Here is a 20758-nt window from a genome sequence, read left to right as displayed (position 1 = left end):
CAGCTCGGCGGCGGGACGGCCCGCCAGGGCGCTCGCGTCGAAGCCGAGCGCCACCAGCGCGGGGCGGCCGTCGCGGCGGGCGGCGTCGAAGAGGGCGAGCCCGTCCTCGGTCGGCAGGGGCTTGATCCCGAACCGGCCGAAGCGCGCCAGGTCGGCCTCCGTCAGCCCCCGGGTCAGCCCGCTGATCTCCGCCCACAGCCCCCAGGCGATCGACAGGCCGGGCAGCCCGGCGGCGCGCCGGTGGGCGGCGAGGGCGTCGAGGTAGGCGTTGGCGGCGGCGTAGTTCCCCTGCGCGAGGGTGCCGAGCGTCGCCGCGAAGGAGGAGAAGACAACGAACATGCCGAGCCGCAGGTCCGCCGTGGCCTCGTGCAGGTGGTGGGCGGCGGCCGCCTTGGCCGCCCAGACCCGCTCGACATGGCCGGGCGTCAGCGACCGGACCATCGCGTCGTCGAGGGCACCGGCGGCGTGCACGACGCCGGTCAGCGGATGCGCGGGGTCGACACCGGCGACCAGCTCCCGGACCGCGGCGGGGTCGGCGACGTCGGCCGCGACGGCCCGCGCCTCGACGCCGAGGCCGCCCAGCCGGGCCACCAGCTCCGCCGCGCCCGGCGCGTCCGGGCCGCGCCGGCTGACCAGGACCAGCCGCGCGACCTGCCTGGTGCGGGCCAGGTGCGCGGCGACCGCCGCGCCGATGGTGCCGGTGCCGCCCGTGATGAGCACGGTGCCGCCGGGGTCGAGGGCGGCGGGCACGTCCAGGACGAGCTTGCCCGTGTGGCGTGCCTGGCTCATGAACCGGAACGCGTCCCGGGCCCGGTCCAGCGGCCACGCCCGTACGGGGAGCGGCTCCAGCGCCCCTTCGGCGAACAGGCCGGTGAGCGTGCGGAACATGGCGGCGATCAGGTCCGGCCCGGCGTCGGCGAGCAGTTGGAACGCCCTGTAGGACAGACCGGGATACCGGTCGGGGTCGCGGACGTCGGTCTTGCCCATGTCGACGAACCGGCCACCGGGGGCGAGGAGCCGCAGCGACGCGTCGGTGAGGTCCCCGGTCAGGCTGTGGAGGACCACGTCGACGCCGTGCCCGCCGGTCGCCCGGCGGAACGACTCCTCGAAGGCCGTGTCGCGGGACGACGCGCGGTGCTCCGGGTCGATCCCCATTCCGGCGAGGACCGGGTGCTTGCCGGGACCGGCCGTCGCGTACACCTCCGCGCCGAGGTGGCGCGCGATCTGCACCGCCGCCATCCCGACCCCGCCGGTGGCCGCGTGGACGAGGACCCGCTCCCCCGGCCGCAGCCCGGCCAGCTCGACGAGGCCGTACCAGGCGGTGAGGAACGCCACCGGGGTCGCCGCCGCGCGCCGGAGGTCCCAGCCGTCCGGGACCGGGACCAGGGTCCGGGCGTCGGCCACCGCGGTCGGGCCGAACGCGCCGCCGAACAGCCCCATCACCCGGTCGCCCGGCGCCAGGCCGGTGACGTCCGGAGCGGCGTCGAGGACGACGCCGGCCCCCTCGCTTCCCAGCAGCGGGCCGGGATCCATGCCGAGCGCGATCAGGACGTCCTTGAAGTTGATCCCGGCGGCGCGGACCCCGACGCGCACCTGGCCCGGCCCGAGCGGTGCGAGCGCCTCGGGGCAGGCCACCGCGACGACGTCGAGCGTCGCGTCCGGACTCGGGGCCAGCCGCCAGGCCGGCTCGCCCGAGGGCGGCACCGGAGCCGCCGGCTCGCGCACCGGGGCCATCCGCGGCACGAGCATCCGGCCGCCGCGCACCGCCGCCTGCGGCTCGCCGGTCGCCAGCGCCCACCGGACGGCCTCCGCGACGTCATCGTCGTGCTCGACGTCGAGGAGCACGAACCGGCCGGGATTCTCCGACTGCGCGCTGCGGACGAGGCCCCACACCGCGGCGCCGCCCAGGTCGGGGTCGTCGGTCTCGACGGCTCCCCGCGTCACCAGCACCAGGCGGGACTCGGACAGGCGCGGCTCGGCCAGCCAGTCCTGGAGCACTTCCAGCGCGCGCTGCACGGCCGCCGACGCGCCGGCAGCGTCCAAGCGCTCCTCGGTGTCCAGGCGCTCCGCGGCGTCCAGGCGCTCCTCGGTGTCCAGGCGCGCCACGACGGCCGGTGGTACGGACGCCTCGACGTCCAGCTCCTCCAACCGCACCCAGCCGTCCTCGCCCGGGAGGTCCGCCGGATCCGTCCCCGGCGTCCACTCCACCGCGAACAGCCCTTCGGGGACGCTTCGCAGGCGGTCGACGCCGGTCGGGCGCAGCGTGAGCGACTCGACCGTCAGCACCGGAGCACCCGCCGGGTCGGTGATGCCGACCCGCACGCCGTCCTCGGGCCGGTCGCCGCACGGTGAGATCCGGACCCGCGCCGCCACCGCGCCGACCGCGTGCAGCGCGACGCCGGACCAGGAGAACGGCAGCAGGAGCCGGCCGCTCTCAACCGGTCCGGCCAGCAGGACCGGTTGCAGCGCCGCGTCCAGCAGCGCCGGGTGGACGCCGAACCCGCCCGCCTCACCGGCGGCCTCCGGCAGGCTCACCTCGGCCAGCAGGTCCCGGCCCTGGCGCCACACCGCGGTCAGGCCGCGGAACGCCGGGCCGTAGTCGTAGCCGGCGGACGCGGCGCGGTCGTAGAAGTCCTCGACGGGCACCGGTTCGGCGCCTTCGGGCGGCCACGGCCCCTCCCCCGCGTCCTCCCGTTGGTCCGGGGCGAGGACGCCGGTCGCGTGCAGGGTCCACGTTCCGGCGCCGGAGTCCGCATCGGCGTCGGGGCACGAGTACACCCGCAGCGCGCGGCGGCCGGCGTCGTCCGGGGCGTCGACGAGCACCTGGACCCGCAGCGCGCGCGAGCCCGGGAGGCGCACCGGCTCGCGCAGGACCAGCTCGTCCACCGCCGCGCAGCCGGTCTCGTCGGCGGCGCGCAGCGCCCACTCCGCCAGCGCGGCCCCCGGCAGCAGCGCGCCGCCCGCGACCGCGTGCTGACCGGTCCACCCGCCGGAGGCGGACAGGCGGCCGGTCAGCATCCGCCCGCCGTCGGCGAGCGCGGCCGACACGGGCAGCAGCGGATGGCCCGACCCCGTCCCGGTCCCCGTCGGCGTCCCGGCCCGGTCGGCCAGCCAGTACCTCGTGCGCTGGAAGGCGTAGGTGGGGAGGTCGACGGTCCGCGGCGGCGGATCCGCGGGGAACCACGCGGCCCAGTCCACCTCGGCGCCCGCGGTGAACGCCTCGCCGAGGGAGCGGGCGACGCGGGTGAGGCCGCCCTCGCCGCGGCGCAGCGTCGGCACGGCGGCGGCCGCGACATCGGCCTCCTCGAACGCCTCCTCCATCCCCACCGCCAGCACCGGATGCGGGGCGGCCTCGATGAACACGCGATGGCCGTCGTCGAGCAGCGCCCGGACGGTGTCGGCGAAACGCACCGGCTCGCGCAGGTTGGCCACCCAGTAGGCGGCGTCGAGGCGCGCGCCGTCGATCCTGGCGCCCGTGACGGTCGAGTGGAAGGCCACGTCGGAGCTCACCGGGGCGATGCCCGTCAAGGCCTCCTCCAGTTCGGCGGCGACCCGGTCGATCTGGGCATGGTGGGAGGCGTAGTCGACGTCGATCGGCCGGGCCCGCAACCCCCGCCCCTGCGCGGCCTCGACGACGGCGGCCACCGGGCCGGGAGCGCCGGAGACGACGGTGGAGCGCGGCCCGTTGACCGCCGCGATCGTCACGTCCTCCGCCCCGGCGAGCAGGGCCGCGACCTCGTCGGCCGCCGCGCCGATGGACGCCATCGCACCGGCGCCCGACAGCCGGCGCAGCGCCTTGGCGCGGACGGCCACGACGGCGGCGGCGTCGTCCAGGGAGAGGGCGCCGGCGACGCACGCCGCGGCGATCTCCCCCTGGCTGTGCCCGACCACGGCGGCGGGCCTGACGCCGTGGTGCTCCCACACGGCGGCCAGAGCCACCATCACCGCCCACAGCGCCGGCTGCACCACGTCGACGCGGCCGAGTTCCTCGCCGCCGCCGCGCAGCACCTCGGTCAGCGACCAGTCCGCATGGCGGGCGAGGGCCCGTTCGCACTCGGCGATGCGCGCGGCGAAGACCGGCGAGGTCTCCAGCAGCTCCGCGCCCATCCCGGCCCACTGCGACCCCTGCCCGGGGAACACCAGCACCGGGTCGCCGCCGAGGACGCGGCCCGACACGACGGCGGGATGGGCCTCGCCCGCCGCCAGCGCGGCGAGGCCGGCCGGCAGGTCGGGTCCCACGACCACCGCGCGGTGCTCGAACACCGCGCGGGTCGTAGCCAGCGACCAGCCCACCTCGGCGGCCGTCGCCTCCGTCCCGGACGCGGCGAACTCCGCCAGCCGCCGCGCCTGCGCCCGCAGCGCCGCCGCGCCGCGCGCCGACACCACCCACGGGACGATGGACGGCTCCGGGGCGGTGGACGGCTCCGGGACGGCGGGGACCGGCTCGTCCCGCCCGTCCTCGGGGGCCTCCTCCACGATCAGGTGCGCGTTCGTCCCGGAGATCGCGAACGAGGAGACCGCCGCGCGGCGCGGGCGGCCGGTGCGCGGCCACGGCGTCGCCTCGGTGAGCAGCCGCACACCGCCGGCGTCCCAGTCGACGTAGGGGGACGGCTCGTCGGCGTGCAGGGCGGCGGGCAGCGTCTCCTCCCGCAGCGCCATCACCATGCCGATCAGCCCGGCGGCGCCCGCGGCCGCGACCGTGTGCCCGATGTTGGCCTTGATCGACCGCAGCCGCAGCGGGCGGTCCGGGGGCCGGTCCGCCCCGTAGACGGCGAGCAGCGCCTGCGCCTCGATCGGATCGCCGAGCCGGGTCCCGGTGCCGTGCGCCTCCACCGCGTCCACGTCGGCCGCCGAGAGGCCCGCGACGGCCAGCGCCCGCCGGATCACCTCCTCCTGCGCGAGGTCGCTGGGGGCGGTCAGGCCGTTGCTCGCGCCGTCCTGGTTCACCGCCGAACCGCGGATCACCGCCAGCACCCGCCGCCCGTTGCGGCGCGCGTCCGACAGGCGTTCGAGGAGCAGCAGCCCGGCCCCCTCGGCGAACACCGTCCCGTCCGCCGCCGCGGCGAACGGCTTGCAGCGGCCGTCGGGCGCGAGCCCGCGCTGCCGGGAGAACTCCTTGAACAGGGCCGGGGTGGACATGACCAGCACCCCGCCCGCGAGCGCGAGCGCGCAGTCGTCCTGGCGGAGCGCCTGGCACGCCAGGTGGACGGCCACCAGCGACGCCGAGCAGGCGGTGTCGACCGTCACCGCCGGGCCCTCCAGCCCGAACGTGTAGGCCACGCGCCCGGAGACGACGCTGGTGCTGCGGCCCGTCGTGGCGTGCCCCTCCAGGCCCTCCGGGATGTGCGGCAGCCCGGACAGGTAGTCCTCGCCGGACATCCCGGCGTACACGCCCGTGCGGGTGCCGCGCAGCGACGCCGGATCGATCCCGGCCCGCTCGAACAGCTCCCAGGACGTCTCCAGCATCACGCGCTGCTGCGGGTCCATCGCCAGCGCCTCGCGCGGGCTGATCCCGAAGAACTCGGCGTCGAACCGGTCGGCGTCGCGGATGAACCCGCCGCGCCGCTGGTAGCTCGTCCCGTGGTGGTCGGGGTCGGAGTGGAAGAGCGCGTCGAGGTCCCAGCCCCGGTCGGCGGGGAACTCGGAGAGCGCCTCCTCGCCGCCGGCCACCAGCCGCCACAGCGCCTCCGGGGAGTCGACGCCGCCGGGGAAGCGGCAGGCCATGCCGACGACGGCGATCGGCTCGGCGGACCGCTCCTCGACCCGGCGCAGGCGCCGGCGGGTCTCGTGCAGCTCGGCCGCGACCCGCTTCAGGTAGTCGACCAGCCTGTCCTCATTCGCCATGGCAGATCACCATTCAGGAGACTCCGAGCTCGTTGTCGATGAAGTCCAGGACCTGCTCGGTGGACGCGGAGCGCAACCGGTCCGCCGCGCCGCCGTCCTCCTCGTCCGGGAGCGGGCCGACGGCGCCGCGGTCCGAACGCCTGGCGCCGGTGCCGCCGCCGGTGTCTCCGCCGGTGTCGGCGCCCGCATCGGCGAGCAGGCGCCGCAGCACCTCGGCCGCGACGTCCCGCGGGGTGGGATGCCCGAAGATGAGCGAGGTGGGGAACGAGAGGCCGGTGGCCGAGACGAGCCGGTCGCGGAGCTCCACGGCCATCACCGAGCCGAGGCCCATCTCCTCGAACGTGGCGTCCGGCCGCACCCCGGCCGGGCCCGCGAAGCCCAGCACGGCCGCGGTGTGGCCGCGTACCAGGTCGAGCACCATGCGGCGGCGTTCGTCGGCGGCGCGCCCCGCCAGCCTGGCGGCCCAGTCCGGTTTCCCCCCGCCACCGTTGGACGCGGCGGACCGGCGCCGGACCGCGCCGCCATTGGCACCACCGTTCACACCGCCGTTCGCACCACCGTTCAGACCACCGCGAGTGTCCGTCCGGGCCTGCTCGGCTCCGGCGCGCACCCGCTCGCCGTCGGCGCGCCGCAGGGTGACCTCCGCGTCGAGGACGGGGCCGCCGGCCGGATCGGTGACGGTGAGCCGCACGCCCTGGTCGAGCCCGTCACCGAGCTGCGACAGGCGGACGCGGATCGCCGTCGCCTCCACGGCGTGCAGGCCCACCTCGTTCCAGCCGAACGGAAGCCAGACCCCGCCGTCGTCGAACCGGTCCGCCAGCAGCGGATGCAGCGCGGCGTCCAGCAGCGCCGGGTGGACGGCGAGGCCGCCGCGGTCCTGCGCGGAGGCGGGCAGCTCGATCTCGGCGAACACGTCGGACCCGTCCCGCCACATCGCCCGCAGTCCCTGGAACGCGGGCCCGTAGCCGTAGCCGGCGGCGGCGGCCCGCTCATAGAAGCCGGCGAGGTCCACCGGTTCGGCTCCGGCGGGAGGCCACGCCCCCGGCGGCTCGGCCGGGGCGAGGGGGGCGGCGCGGAGCACACCGGTCGCGTGCCGGGTCCATCCGCCGCCAGCGCGGGCGTGGACGGCGACGTCACGGCGGCCGTCGTCCCCGGCCGCCCCGACGGCCACCTGGACGCTCAGGCCGTCCGGCTCGGGGACGGCCATGGGCGTGTGGATGACGAGTTCCTCGACCGTCGCGCAGCCGGTCTCGTCGGCGGCCCGCAGGACCCATTCGAGCTGCGCGGCGCCCGGGACCAGCACGGCGCCCGCGATGGTGTGATCGGCGAGCCAGGGCTGCCGCCGCCGGGCCACCCGGCCCGTGAGCACCCGGCCGCCGCCATCGGCCGGCTCGAAGGCGGCGCCGAGGACGGGATGGCCGGTCGGGGCGAGGCCGAGATCCGCCGCGTCCGCCGTCCCCCCGCGCTCCCGGGTCAGCCAGTAGCGCTCGCGCTGGAAGGCGTAGGTCGGCAGGTCGACGACGCGCGGCGGCGGGTCGGCGGGGAAGCAGCGGGTCCAGTCGACGCCGGCGCCCGCCGTGAACGCCCCGGCCAGCGCCCTGACCATCTGCTCGGACCCGCCATGGTCACGGCGGAGGGTCGGCAGCCCGGCGGCCCGGACGCCGGCCTCCTCGGCGCACTCCTCGATCCCGGACGTGAGGACGGGGTTGGGGCTGGACTCGATGAAGACCCGGTGGCCTTCGCCGAGCAGCGCCCTGACGGTGTCGGCAAAGCGGACGGGCCGGCGCAGGTTGGCGACCCAGTACCCGGCGTCCAGCGCGGCGGTGTCGATCCGCTCGCCGGTCACGGTGGAGTAGAACGGCACCGTCGCGGACGCGGGCGCGATGCCGTCCAGCGCCGCGGTGAGCTCGTCGGCGATCCGGTCGACTTGGGGACCGTGCGAGGCGTAGTCGACGTCGATCACACGGGCCCGGTGGCCCTGCTCCTGGGCGGCGGCCACCACGGCCGCCACCTGGCCGGGCGGACCGGAGACCACCGTGGAGGCCGGGCCGTTGACCACGGCCACCACCGTCTCGGCGGCGGACTCCAGCAACCGGGCCGCCCGCTCCTCGCCCACCGCCAGCGACGCCATCGCGCCCTGCCCGGACAGCCGCCGCAGCGCGCGGCTGCGCACCGCGACGACGCGCGCACCGTCCTCGACCGGCAGCGCCCCGGCCACGCACGCGGCGGCGATCTCGCCCTGGGAATGGCCGACCACGGCGGCGGGTTCGACCCCGAACTCGGCCCACACCGCCGCCAGCGACACCATCACCGCCCACAGCGCGGGCTGGACGACGTCGACCCGGCTCAGATCACCCCCGCTCAGCAGCACCTCGCGCAGCGACCAGTCCACGTAGGGCGCCAGCGCCCGCTCGCACTCGCCGATCCGCGCGGCGAAGACCGGTGAGGACTCCAGCAGCTCCGCTCCCATTCCCGCCCACTGCGACCCCTGCCCGGGGAACACGAGCACGGGCCGGGCGGCGGCCGGGTCCGCGAGACCGGTCACCACGTCGGCGTCCGGCGCGCCGCCGGCCAGGGCGGCGAGGCCGCGGAGCAGGCGGTCGCGGTCCCGCCCGAGCAGCGCCGCCCGGTGCTCGAACACCGACCGCGTCCTGATCAGCGACCAGCCGACCTCGGCCGGGGTGAGTTCGGGATGGGCGGCCACATGCTCGGCGAGCCGCTCCGCCTGCGCGCGCAGCGCCTCCGCCGAGCGCGCCGACACGACCCAGAGCGCGGCCGGCGGCTCCGCCCCGCGGTGGTCCGGCGCCTGCTCCAGGATCAGGTGGGCGTTGGTGCCGGAAATCCCGAACGAGGAGACTCCGGCGCGGCGGGGGCGGCCGTTCTCGGGCCAGTCCACCGGTTCGGTCAGCAGCCGCACGGCCCCCGACGACCAGTCCACGTGCGGGCTCGGCTCGTCGATGTGCAGGGACGCGGGCAGCGTCCCGTGCCGCATCGCCATCACCATCTTGATCACGCCCGCCACACCCGCCGCCGCCTGCGGATGCCCGATGTTCGACTTGACCGACCCCAGCCATACCGGGCGTCCGGCGGGGCGCCCCTGCCCGTAGGTCGCCAGCAGCGCGTTGGCTTCGATCGGGTCGCCCAGCGTCGTGCCGGTCCCGTGCGCCTCGATCGCGTCGACGTCGGCCGTCGTCAGGCGGGCGTTCGCGAGCGCCTGGCGGATGACGCGTTCCTGCGAGGGGCCGTTGGGCGCGGTGAGGCCGTTGCTGGCTCCGTCCTGGTTGACCGCCGAACCACGGATCACCGCGAGGACCCGATGGCCGTTTCGCCGCGCGTCCGACAACCGCTCCAGGACAACCAGGCCCACGCCCTCGGCCCAGCCCGTGCCGTCCGCCGCCGCCGAGAACGCCTTGCACCGGCCGTCCGGGGACAGGCCCCGCTGCCGCGAGAACTCCACGAACATGCCGGGGGTCGCCATCACCGTCACACCGCCGGCCAAGGCGAGCGAGCACTCCCCCTGCCGCAGCGACTGGCTCGCCAGATGCATCGCCACCAGCGACGACGAGCACGCCGTGTCCACCGTCAGCGTCGGCCCCTCCAGACCGAAGGTGTACGCCAGGCGGCCGGCCATCACGCTGGGGGTCGTGCCGGTCAGGACCTGGCCGTCGAGATCCTCCGGCGCCTCGTGCATGCGCGGGCCGTAGTCCTGGGTCGTCGCGCCGACGAACACGCCGGTCGGGCTGTGCCGCAGCGAACCCGCGTCGATCCCCGCCCGCTCGAACGCCTGCCAGGCGGTCTCCAGCAGCAACCGCTGCTGCGGATCCATCGCGACCGCCTCACGCGGACTGATCCCGAAGAACCCCGCATCGAACAGATCCGCCTCATACAAGAACCCACCCGAACGCGCATAACTGTGCCCCGACCGATCCGGATCCGGATCGAACAACCCCCCCAGATCCCACCCCCGATTCCCCGGAAACCCCCCCACCGCATCCACCCCACCCGCCACCACACCCCACAACTCCTCCGGCGAACCCACACCACCCGGAAAACGACACGCCATCCCCACGACCACCACCGGATCGTCCTGGACGGACCGGTCGGCACGATCGGACGGAGCGGCCGGCGCATCGGAGACCCGGCCGCGGGAGATCCGCTCGCACAGGTGCCCGGCGACGGCGCCCGGTGTCGGATGGTCGAAGATCAGCGTGGAGGGGAGCGGCACCCCGGTCCCGGCGCCGAGCCGCTGGGCCAGTTCGGTGCCCGCGATCGAGTCGAAGCCCAGCTCCTTGAAGGTGAGGCCGGGATCGACGGCGGACGGCTCGGCGTGCCCCAGGACGAGGGCGGCGTTGGCCAGCACCGTGTCCAGCAGCAGCCGGTCACGGTCGGCCTCGCCCAGCGCGGCGACGCGACGGAGGAACGGCGTGTCCTCCAGCGGGGCCTCCCGCGGGGCCTGAGGGCTCACCGGCAGTGCCGGGGACGTGACGGCCGGCCCGCGCCCCGTCGCCCGCACCGCCCCCGGACGGTCCGCCGCCGGGTGGTCCGTCGCCGGACGGTCCGCTACCGGACGGTCCGTCGCTGGCGGTATGGGCGCCGGCGCGGGTTCCGGTGCCGGGCGCTCGTCCGGCCAGTACCGGCTGCGCTGGAAGGCGTAGGTCGGCAGCCGGACCCGCTGGCGGCGCCGTCCCGCGAACACCTGCTCCCAGTCCAGATCGGCGCCTCGCACGTACATCCCGGCCAGGGCGGCGGAGAACGCGGCGGGCTCGGGCCGGTCACCGTCCAGCGCGGTGAGGACGACCGGATCGGGACGGCCCGGGGCACCGCCCTCGGCGAGGCACTCGCGCGCCAGGGCCGCCATCTGCGCACCCGGACCGACCTCCAGGAACGCGCCGACGCGGTCACCTGTGTCGCCGTCGCGGTCGCCGTCGCCGTCGCGGAGGAAGCGGAGGCCGTCCATCAGCCGTCCGGGTTCCGTTGCCTGCGCGGCCCAGTACTCCGGGGAGCCGAACTGCTCGGCGGTGACCGGCCGGCCGGTCAGGGCGGAGATGACGGGGACGGCGGGGGCGGACGGCGCCAGTCCGCCGATCACGGCGCGGATCTCGTCGAGCGCCGCGTCCGCGTCCGTGTCCGCCGCGGCCAGCCGCGCCTGTGCCACCACGAGCGCGCACGCCTCGGTGAGCGGCAGCACTCCGGCGGCGTGCGCGGCGGCCGCCTCGCCGACCGAATGCCCGATGAGGCGGTCCGCGACGAGCCCGCACGTCTCGATCAGCCGGTACAGCGCCACGTCGATCGCGAACACGGCGGCGTGGGCGTACGGCGCCCGGTGCAGCGCGCCGTCCTCGGCCGCGGTGACCTCGCGCAGCGGACGTTCGAGGTGCGGGTCGAGCAGGGCCCAGGCCTCGTCCAGCGCGGCGGCGAACCGGGGATAGGCCGCGTACAGCGCCCGGCCCATCCCCGCCCGCTGGCTGCCCACGCCGCTGAACAGCAGCGCCGGCCCGCCGCCGGTCGCGCGGCCCCGGAGCAGGCCTGCGCCGTCGGCGCCCTGCTCCAGCCGGGCCAGCAGGCCGAGGCGCTCCGCGTCGTCCGCGCCGAAGACCACCGCCCGGTGGGCGAACGCGGTACGGGTGGTGCCGAGCGAGTACCCGACGTCCGCGAGGTCGGCGCCCGGGTGCTCGGCGAGGTGCCGGCGCAGCCGCCCGGCCTGCGCCGCCAGCGCCGCCGGGCTCGCCGCGGACAGCGGCCACGGGAGGTCCGCCGCCGTCCCGTCCGCGCGGGCACCGTCCGCCGCCGTCCCGTCCGCACGGGCGCCGTCCGCCACCGGCTCGGGCGCCCGGCCGAGGACGAGGTGGCAGTTGGTGCCGCCCATGCCGAACGAGCTGACGCCCGCGAGCAGCGGCCGGTCCGGGTGCGGCCAGCCGGTCAGCCGGTCCTGGACGGCGAGCCCGAGCTCGGCCAGGGGGATGCGCGGGTTCGGGGTGCTGAAGTTGAGGCTCGGCGGCAGCTCGCCGTGCCTCAGGCTCAGCGCGGTCTTGATCAGCCCGGCGATGCCGCCGGCCCCTTCGAGATGCCCGATGTTGGTCTTGACCGAGCCCACCGCCAGCGGCGAGCCCGCCGGGCGGCCGGATCCGAGGACGGCGCCGAGCGCCGCCGCCTCGACCGGATCGCCGACGGGCGTGCCGCTGCCGTGCAGCTCGACGTACTGGACGCCGGCCGGAGGCAGGCCGGCGGCCCGGTACGCCTCGCGCAGCACGCGCTCCTGCGCCGCCGCGCTGGGCACCGTCAGCGCGTCCGTGCCGCCGTCGTTGTTCACGGCGCCGCCGAGCACGACGCACCACACCGGGTCGCCGTCGCGCAGCGCCGCGGCCAGCGGCTTGAGCAGCACCGCTGCCCCGCCCTCGCCGCGCACGAAGCCGTTGGCCCGGGCGTCGAAGGTGTGGCACCGGCCGTCGGGGGACAGGCCGCCGAACTGCGCGGCCATCTCCATGCTGTCCTCGACGAGGATGAGGTTGACGCCGCCGGCGAGCGCGAGCGCGCACTCGCCGCGGCGCAGGCTCTCGCAGGCCATGTGCACCGCGACCAGCGAGGACGACTGGGCGGTGTCGACGTTCAGGCTCGGGCCGCGCAGGTCGTAGCGGTAGGAGACGCGGTTGGCGATGATGCTGCGGTGCACGCCGGTCATGGCGTGGCGGGCGCTGCCGTCGAGCTCGGAGCGGCGCAGGAGCGTCGCGTAGTCGTCCCAGATCGCGCCGACGAACACGCCGGTGTCGCTGCCGGCCAGGGTCGGCGCGGGGATGCCGGCGTCCTCCAGGGCCTCCCAGGCCAGCTCCAGCATCAGCCGCTGCTGCGGGTCCATCGCCAGGGCCTCGCGTGGCGAGACGCCGAAGAAGTCCGCGTCGAAGGACGCCACGTCATCGAGGAATCCGCCGGCCCAGGCGCGGGGTGCGCCGTCGCCGCCGGACGCCGGGGCGCGGCCGCGGTCGGCCGGCATCGTCCGGATGGCGTCCTCGCCGGAGCGGACGAGGCGCCAGAGGGCGGCCGGGTCGGGTGCGCCCGGCAGCCGGCAGGCGAGGCCGATGACCGCGATGGGCGCCGCGCCAGCGAGCCGACCCTCGGGCGCCGCACCGGCAGCTGGAGGCTCGGACACCGCGCCGGCCGGTGGAGGCTCGGGCGCCGCGCCGGCGGGGGGAACCTCGGGGGCCGCGTCGGCGCGCGGAGGCTCGGGGGCCGCGCCCGAGCGTGGGGCCTCGGGCGCCGAACCGGCGGGCGGAGCCTGCCCGCGGCGCTTCCTAGCCATGTCGCGCCGTGCGGCGGTCGGGCAACGCGTGGTCTCGGGCAGTCATCGGGCCACTCCCGCGAAAATGGATCGCTCTCGTCTCGGTGCCCGCCATCGTCGGGCACCGCGCTAAAGGCGCGCCAAACATGCGGGCGATCGAGCGCTTTAGCACGGCCTTAGCCCGCGGCGGCAGGATCCAGCCGACGCACCGCCGGGAAAAGCCGTCCGAGTTTCCGCCTCGTAGATTCCGAGGAGAGCCCTATGGCCCATTCATTACGCATCGGACGGCCGGTCCTGGCGCTCCTGGTCACGTGCGCGGCGCTCGTCGCCACGGCCATGCCGGTGAGCGCCGCGGTCAAGCCCGCCTGTACGACGCACAGGCTGAACGTGCGCATCGCCGATCCCGGGCCGGCCGACCAGACGATGTGGGGGCAGTTGTGCTATCCGCCCGGCACGCGGCCCAAGAAGGTGCAGCTGCTGGTGCACGGCTCCCTGTACAACCACGTGTACTGGGACTTCCCGGTCGGGAACGGCACCTACTCCTACGTCAGGGCCGCGGTCGGCGCGGGATACGCCACCTTCAACGTCGACCGGATCGGCAACGGCGACAGCTCGCACCCGCCGAGCGCCCGGCTCGACATCCCCGCGGGCGCCGTCGCGTTGCACGACGCCATCGGCGCGCTCCGCTCGGGCGCCCTGGACGGCAACGCCTTCACCAAGGTCGCGTGGGTCGGGCACTCCAACGGGTCGTTCCACGCCTGGTACGAGATCTCGCGCTACCACGACGTGGACGCCGCGGTCCTGACGGGCTCCCTGCACGGGATCAATCCCGTGGCCGGGACCATCATCTACCCCGCCGCGCAGGATCCGAAGTTCGCCGCGTCGGGGCTCGATCCGGGCTACGTCACGTCCCTGCCGGGCACGCGGGACTTCTTCTACGACCCGGCGACATCGGAGCAGGCGGTGATCGACACCGACGAGGCCACCAAGGACGTCGCCACGCTGACGCCCAGCCCCGCCCCGCCGGATCCGATCGACATCGGGGTTCCGATCCTGCTGATGTCCGGCGTGCGGGACAAGGCCCAGTGCGTGGGGATCACGCTGTACGACTGCGCGGATCCCGCGAGCGTCCGGGCGTACGAGTCGCAGTTCTACCGGCCGGACGTCCCCCTGACCGTCGCGATGATCCCGGCGACCGGCCATGACCTCGCCCTGTCGACGACGGCGCCGCAGTCGAACGCCATCGCCCTCGCCTGGATCCGGTCGAACCTGAAGTGACCACCCGACATGCGGGAAAGGGGCCGGTGCCGACAGCGCCGGCCCTTTTCTCATGCCGCCTCCCGGCGCATTCCCGTGATGCTTCCACCCCTTATTTCTGATCCTTTCAGGTGCATTTTCCGAGCACCGAGAATAGGGGTCCGATACGGGTATCGCCGGCAAGGGAAGGGGCGGACCATCACAACAGCGGACCTCGAAGGAGAGAGCTTCGATGAACGACCCGAACGGTAAGGCATCGCCCTTGGCCGCCGAGGACGTCGTGCTCGTCGGTGGCCCCGTCGACCTGCCGGAGGCGGCCCGGCGGACCCGGGCGCGCGACGGCGAGACGGTGAAGATCCTGCATCGGGGCGGGTACGAGCACTTCGAGCGCGACGAGCAGTCCGGCGGGCCCGATCCGGACGCCCCGCGCGTGTTCCGGTGGACCATGCGCACCCGGATCGCCGAATAGCCGATGAGGGGGATCATTCTCGCGGGCGGGAACGGCACCCGGCTCCTGCCCCTGTCATCGGTGGGGTCCAAGCAGCTCGCCCCGGTCTACGACAAGCCGATGATCTACTACCCGCTGTCCATGCTCATGCTCGCCGGGATCTCCGACGTGCTGATCATCTCCCGGCCGATCGACCTGCCGCAGTTCCGCCGCCTCTTCGGCGACGGGAGCAGGCTCGGAATGTCCATCGACTACGCGGTGCAGGAGGAGCCGCGCGGGATCGCCGACGCGTTCCGGATCGGGGCCACCCACATCCGGGGGGAGCACAACGCGCTGATCCTCGGCGACAACCTCTTCCACGGCGCGAACCTGCCGTCCCTGCTGCGCCGCAGCGCGGAGCGGCTGAACGGCTGCGTGCTGTTCGGCCACCAGGTCTCCGACCCCGAGCGCTTCGGCATCGCCGAGGTGGACGAGCGGGGCAGGCTGGTGGGGATCGAGGAGAAGCCGGCCCGTCCCCGGTCCAACCTGGCCATCCCCGGCCTGTACCTGTTCGACGGCGAGGTCGTGGACATCGCGAAGCGTCTCACGCCCTCGGCCCGGGGCGAGCTGGAGATCACGGACGTGCTCAAGGCGTACCTGGACGAGGGCCGGGCCGACCTCGTGTGGCTGGGCCGCGGGGTCACCTGGCTGGACACCGGCACCCACGAGTCGCTGCTGGAGGCCGGGCTGTTCGTGCGGGACGTGCAGCGCCGCCAGGGCACGCGGCTCGGATGCGTCGAGGAGATCGCCATGCACATGGGTTTCATCAGTCCCGACGAGTGCTACCGGATGGGCACGGAGATGCGCTCCTCGCCCTACGGCCGGTACCTCATGACGTGCGCCCACTCCTACGACCGGCTCCCCGCCTCCGCGCGGGTGCCCGAGGACTGGCCGTGAACGTCCTCGTCACCGGCGCCGCCGGCTTCATCGGCTCCACGTACGCGCGCATGCTGCTGGAGGCCGGTGCCGCCGACGGCACCGAGGTCGCGCGGGTGACGGTGCTGGACCGGCTGACCTACGCCGGGACCGTGGACACCTTCCACCTCACCGAGCCGCGGCTGCGGTTCGTCTGCGGGGACGTCTGCGACGCGGGGCTGGTCGACGCGCTGATGGCCGGCGCGGACCAGGTGGTGCACTTCGCGGCCGAGTCCCACGTGGACCGCTCGATCGCGGCGGCCGCGGAGTTCGTGCGCACCAACGTGCTGGGCACCCAGACCCTGCTGGACGCGGCCCTCCGGCACGGGGTGGAGCCGTTCGTGCACGTCTCGACCGACGAGGTCTACGGCTCCGTCGAGACCGGGGCGCGGAGCGAGGACGATCCGCTGGCCCCGAACTCGCCGTACGCGGCGTCCAAGGCGGCCTCGGACATGGTCGCCCTCGCCTACCACCGCACCCACGGCCTCGACGTGCGGGTGACCCGGTGCAGCAACAACTACGGTCCCCGGCAGTTCCCGGAGAAGGTCATCCCGCTGTTCATCACGAACCTGCTCGACGGGCGGGACGTGCCCCTGTACGGCGACGGGTCGAACCGGCGCGACTGGCTGCACGTCGACGACCACTGCCGCGCGGTGGACCTGGTGCGCGTCAAGGGCCGGCCCGGCGAGGTCTACAACATCGGCGGGGGCACGGAGCTCAGCAACCGGCGGCTGACGGAGCTGCTGCTCGCGGCCTGCGGCGCCGACTGGAGCCGGGTCCGGCACGTCCCCGACCGCAAGGGCCACGACCGGCGCTACGCGATCCGGGACGACAAGGCCCGCGCCGACCTGGGCTACCGGCCGGCGCGCGGCTTCGAGCGCGGGCTCGCCGAGACGGTCGAGTGGTACCGGCGGAACCGGGCCTGGTGGGAGCCGCTCAAGCGGCGCGAGGCGGAGGCGGGCCCCCGCCATGCGGTCTGACCCCGGAACGCCGGTCCGGTTCGGGGTGCTGGGCTGCGCGGACATCGCCCGGCGCCGCATGGCGCCGGCGCTGGTCGCCGCCCCGGGCGCCCGGCTGCTGGCCGTCGCCAGCCGGGACGCGGCCAGGGCCGCCGCGTTCGCCGGCCGGTTCGGCTGCGCCGCCGTGCTCGGCTACGACGCGCTGCTGGCCTCGCCCGACATCGAGGCCGTCTACCTGCCGCTGCCCGCGATGCTGCACGCCGGATGGATCGAGCAGGCGCTCATGGCCGGCAAGCACGTGCTCGCGGAGAAGCCGCTGACCGGCGACCACGCGGCCACCGAGCGGCTGCTGCGGCTCGCGCGCTCGCGGGGCCTGGTGCTGATGGAGAACGTCGCCTTCCCCTTCCACGCCCAGCACGCCGCCGTCCGGCGGATGCTCACCGGCGGGGCCGTCGGCGAGCTGCGCGACTTCGCCTGCGCCTTCACGATCCCGCCGCGCCCCGACGGCGACATCCGGTACCGGCCGGACGTGGGCGGCGGTGCGCTGCTTGACCTCGGCGTCTACCCGATCCGCGCCGCGCTCCACTACCTCGGCCACGACCTGGAGGTCACCGCGGCGGTCCTGCGCCGGCACGGCCGGACCGGGGCGGTGGTGTCCGGCCGCGTCCTCGCCCACACGCCGCGGGGCGTGACCGCCGACCTGCACTTCGGCATGGAGCACTCCTACCGGGCGACCTGCGAGTTCGCGGGCGGCGAGGGGCGCCTGTCGATCGACCGGGCGTTCACGCCGCCGCCGGGCTTCCAGCCGGTGGCCCGCGTCGAGCGGCAGGACCACCGCGAGGAGATCGCGCTGCCCGCCGACGACCAGTACGCGAACACGGTCGGCTGCTTCGCGGAGGCGGTGCGCGGCGCCGCCGGCACCGGCGCCGGCACGGACACCGGCACGGGCCTCGGCGCCCACACCGAGGCCGCCCTGCACCAGGCCCGGCTGATCGCCGCGGCCGAGGAGCGGGCCCTGCGCTTCATCGCAGCGCGTTGAGGCAGGTGAGCAGGGTCCGCGCCTGCACGTTGACGTAGTGGCCGTGGCGGGCCATCTCGGCGAGCTGGCCGTGCGACGCCCACCGGAACCCGAGCGGCGGGTCCAGCGGCGCCATGGCCTCGTCCGCCTCGATCACCAGGTAGCGGCTGACCGTGTTCAGGAACCGGCCGCCCTCCTCCGAGTGCAGCGCCGAGTAGCGGATCCGGCCCGGCTCCGCGGCCGCCACCGTGTCGAGGAACAGCGGATGCCGGCCGGGCGGCAGGTGCGCGTAGTTCGCGGGCGTGCACTGGACGGTCGGGCCGAACTCGGCGGTGTCCAGGAACCCGGCCTCCAGGCGGGCGCGGACGAGGACGTGCGGGACGCCCTCGATCTCCCTGGTCAGGAAGGCCACGACGCCCTCGCCGAGCTGCTCGAACAGCGGCTGCGTCCAGTGCGTCACCTCGCGGTTGCCGGCCTCCACCCGGACGGCCACGACCCGGAAGTAGCGGCCGTCCGCGTGGTCGATCGAGAACGGGCCGCGAGTCCATCCGGCGACGGCGGACAGCGGGCGCCGCCTGGTCCGGACGATGTGCGCGGACCGCATGGCGGCCAGCCAGGACAGCAGGTCGGTGTCGGAGTACAGGGCGCGCTTCGCGCCGTGCCCGGGCAGGCCGGCCAGCACCGACCGGACGTCCATGTTGACCAGGCAGTCGCGGCGCATCAGCTCGGCGATCTGGCCGAGCGTCAGCCAGCGGAAGTCCTCGTGCGGCGGGACGTCGTCGGACACCTCGACGATGGTGTTGCGGTTCCGCTTCCGCAGGAACCACGACCCGTGCTCGGACTGCAGGACGTCCGACAGCACCCGGACGCCGGCCGGGCGGGTGAAGTACTCCAGGTAGCGGACGACCGCGCCGCGGTGCACGCCGGTGTAGTTGCTGCGGGTCGCCTGGACCGTCGGGGAGAGCTGGAGCAGGTTGGGGTTGCCCGGCTCCATCTTGGCCTGCATCAGGAAGTGCAGGACTCCGTCGAACTCCTTGGCGAGGATGCCGAGGATGCCGACCTCCTGCTGGCGGATGATCGGCTGCTCCCATTCCGTCTCGACGGGATCGCCGACCCGCACGCGCAGGCCCTCGACGGTGAAGAACCTGCCGCTGCGGTGCCCGAGGTCGCCGGTCTCCCCGTCGAAGGACCAGCCGTCCAGCTCGTCGAAGGGGATGCGGTGGACGGCGAACCGCCCGGCGGCGCGCCGCCGGGCGAACCAGGCGTGGAAGTCCGGGACTCCGCCCGCGATCCCGTCCAGGGCGGCCGCCGACCGGGCGAGCCGCGCGGGCAGGTCGGCGTCGGCGCGCGGCCGGGTCAGCGTGCCCGGGCCGCTCATCGGTGCGTCCCCACGAACTCGGTGATGGACGCGACGATGTAGTCGATCATCTCGTCGGTCAGGCCCGGGTAGACGCCGACCCAGAACGTGTGGTGGGTGATGACGTCGCTGTTGGCCAGTTCGCCGGAGACGCGGTGCTCGCGCCCGACGTAGGCGGGATGGCGGGTCAGGTTCCCCGAGAACAGCCGGCGGGTGCCGATGTGCCGCGCCTCCAGGAAGTCCACGAGGTCCGCCTGGCCGAAGGGCGCGCCGGGGTCGACCGTCAGCACGAAGCCGAACCAGCTCGGATCGCTGCGCGGCGTGGCCTCCGGGAGGACCAGCCACGGTACGCCGTCCAGCCCCTCCCGCAGCCGGCGCCAGTTGCGCCGCCGCGCGGCGCTGAACATGTCGAGCTTGCCGAGCTGGCTGAGGCCGAGCGCCGCCTGGAGGTCGGTCGACTTCAGGTTGTAGCCCACGTGGGAGAAGATGTACTTGTGGTCGTAGCCGGCCGGCAGCGTGCCCAGCCGGTACCCGAACCGCTTGCGGCAGGTGTCGCTCTCGCCCGGCTCGCACCAGCAGTCGCGGCCCCAGTCGCGCATCGACTCCACGATGCGGGCCAGCGCCAGGTTCGAGGTCAGCACGCAGCCGCCCTCCCCCATCGTCAGGTGGTGCGCCGGGTAGAAGCTGACGGTGGCGAGGTCGCCGAAGGTGCCGGTGAGCCGGCCGTCGTAGGTGGAGTCGACCGCGTCGCAGTTGTCCTCCACGAACAGCAGCCCGTGCTCGTCGGCGATCTCGGCGATCTCGGCGGCGGCGTACGGGTTGCCCAGGGTGTGGGCCATCATGACCGCCCGGGTCCGCGGGCCGATCGCCGCGGCGACCCGTTCCGGGGTGGTGTTGTAGGTGCGCAGGTCCACGTCCACGAACACCGGCACGAGGCCGTTCTGCAGGATCGGGTTGACCGTGGTGGGGAAGCCCGCCGCGACCGTGATCACCTCGTCGCCGGGCCGCAGCCGGCGGTCTCCGAGCTGCGGGGAGGTCAGCGCCGACAGCGCCAGCAGGTTCGCCGACGACCCCGAGTTGGTCAGGTGCGCCTTGCGCAGCCCGAGCCGCCGGGCGAACGCGCGCTCGAAGCGGCGCGACACCGTGCCGGCGGCGATCCGCATGTTCAGGGCGGCCTCGACCAGCGCCACCCGGTCCTCTTCGTCGAGCACGGCCCCGGAGGGCCAGATCTCGGTGACGCCCGGGACGAAGCTCCGCGCGTCCTGGGCGTCCTGGTGGTACTTCCGCGTCTCGTCGAGGATGCGGGCGAGCCGTTGGCTCATCGTCGTTCCCTTCTGGGGGCCGGTGCGGCCGGTTCGAGCGGCGCGACCGGTACCCCCGCGGACGTGAGGAGGTCGCGCATCGACGCGGCCAGGGTGCGGCGCGGCGCCCAGCCGAGCAGCCTGCGCGCCCGCGTGATGTCCAGGCACTGCCAGGGGGCGTCCGACCGCGCGCCGTCCGCGGCGGCCTCCTCCACGACGCGGACCGGGCGGCCGCTCAGTGAGATCAGCAGATCGACCAGCGCGCGGACGGGCACCGCCTCGCCGCCGCCGACGTTGACCACGCGCCCGGCGACCGTGCCGGGCGCCGCGCCGGCCGCCGCGAGCAC

General features: G+C 75.3%; 9 protein-coding genes and 1 pseudogene. 5 read left to right on the top strand and 5 right to left on the bottom strand.

Annotated features, from left to right (window positions below; genetic code table 11):
- Together E1300_RS34945 and E1300_RS34940 are read right to left on the bottom strand one after the other, a co-directional pair.
- A partial coding sequence (locus tag E1300_RS34945) for a type I polyketide synthase (RefSeq protein WP_131761392.1) occupies positions 1–5844 on the bottom strand: 5844 nt, incomplete at its 3' end.
- Positions 5845–5857: 13 nt separating this feature from the next.
- On the bottom strand, positions 5858–12988 hold the full coding sequence (locus E1300_RS34940; RefSeq protein ID WP_131761391.1) for a type I polyketide synthase: 7131 nt from the start codon (positions 12986–12988) through the stop codon (positions 5858–5860).
- Positions 12989–13378: 390 nt separating this feature from the next.
- Here E1300_RS34940 and E1300_RS34935 point away from each other — a divergent pair, with 390 nt between their 5' ends.
- The 5 genes from E1300_RS34935 (at position 13379) to E1300_RS34915 (ending at position 17774) form a co-directional block, all read left to right on the top strand.
- Complete coding sequence (locus tag E1300_RS34935; protein ID WP_131761390.1) at positions 13379–14395, top strand: alpha/beta hydrolase; 1017 nt, start codon at positions 13379–13381, stop codon at positions 14393–14395.
- A 211-nt stretch (positions 14396–14606) separates the two neighbouring features.
- Positions 14607–14843 (top strand): DUF5988 family protein, encoded by a 237-nt coding sequence (locus E1300_RS34930; protein ID WP_131761389.1) that lies wholly within the window; start codon positions 14607–14609, stop codon positions 14841–14843.
- 3 nt (positions 14844–14846) lie between these two features.
- Positions 14847–15758, top strand: coding sequence for a glucose-1-phosphate thymidylyltransferase RfbA (gene rfbA / locus E1300_RS34925; RefSeq protein ID WP_131761388.1), 912 nt, complete (start codon positions 14847–14849; stop codon positions 15756–15758).
- Positions 15755–16756, top strand: a complete 1002-nt coding sequence (rfbB, locus tag E1300_RS34920; RefSeq protein ID WP_131761387.1) for a dTDP-glucose 4,6-dehydratase — start codon at positions 15755–15757, stop codon at positions 16754–16756. Before rfbA ends, rfbB begins: the two co-directional genes overlap by 4 nt.
- Positions 16746–17774: a Gfo/Idh/MocA family protein gene (locus E1300_RS34915; protein ID WP_131761386.1), complete on the top strand. Its 1029-nt coding sequence runs from the start codon at positions 16746–16748 to the stop codon at positions 17772–17774. The genes rfbB and E1300_RS34915 overlap by 11 nt, the downstream gene beginning before the upstream one ends.
- On the opposite strand, the gene E1300_RS34910 is transcribed toward E1300_RS34915, so the two are convergent.
- The 3 genes and pseudogenes from E1300_RS34910 to E1300_RS50515 form a co-directional block, all read right to left on the bottom strand.
- Positions 17758–19131, bottom strand: coding sequence for an NDP-hexose 2,3-dehydratase family protein (locus tag E1300_RS34910; protein ID WP_131761385.1), 1374 nt, complete (start codon positions 19129–19131; stop codon positions 17758–17760). The genes E1300_RS34915 and E1300_RS34910 overlap by 17 nt on opposite strands.
- The gene (gene rfbH / locus E1300_RS34905; protein ID WP_131761384.1) at positions 19128–20432 is read right to left on the bottom strand and encodes a lipopolysaccharide biosynthesis protein RfbH; all 1305 of its coding nucleotides are present in this window, start codon (positions 20430–20432) and stop codon (positions 19128–19130) included. Before rfbH ends, E1300_RS34910 begins: the two co-directional genes overlap by 4 nt.
- Positions 20429–20758 (bottom strand): annotated as a pseudogene (locus E1300_RS50515) (hypothetical protein); the annotation flags it as partial. The pseudogene E1300_RS50515 and the gene rfbH, both read right to left, overlap by 4 nt.

This window comes from Actinomadura fibrosa (assembly GCF_900659615.1).
GTDB classification, from domain to species: domain Bacteria; phylum Actinomycetota; class Actinomycetes; order Streptosporangiales; family Streptosporangiaceae; genus Spirillospora; species Spirillospora fibrosa.
Note: the sequence above shows the minus strand (reverse complement) of the source record. Positions and strands in the feature narration are given on the sequence as shown.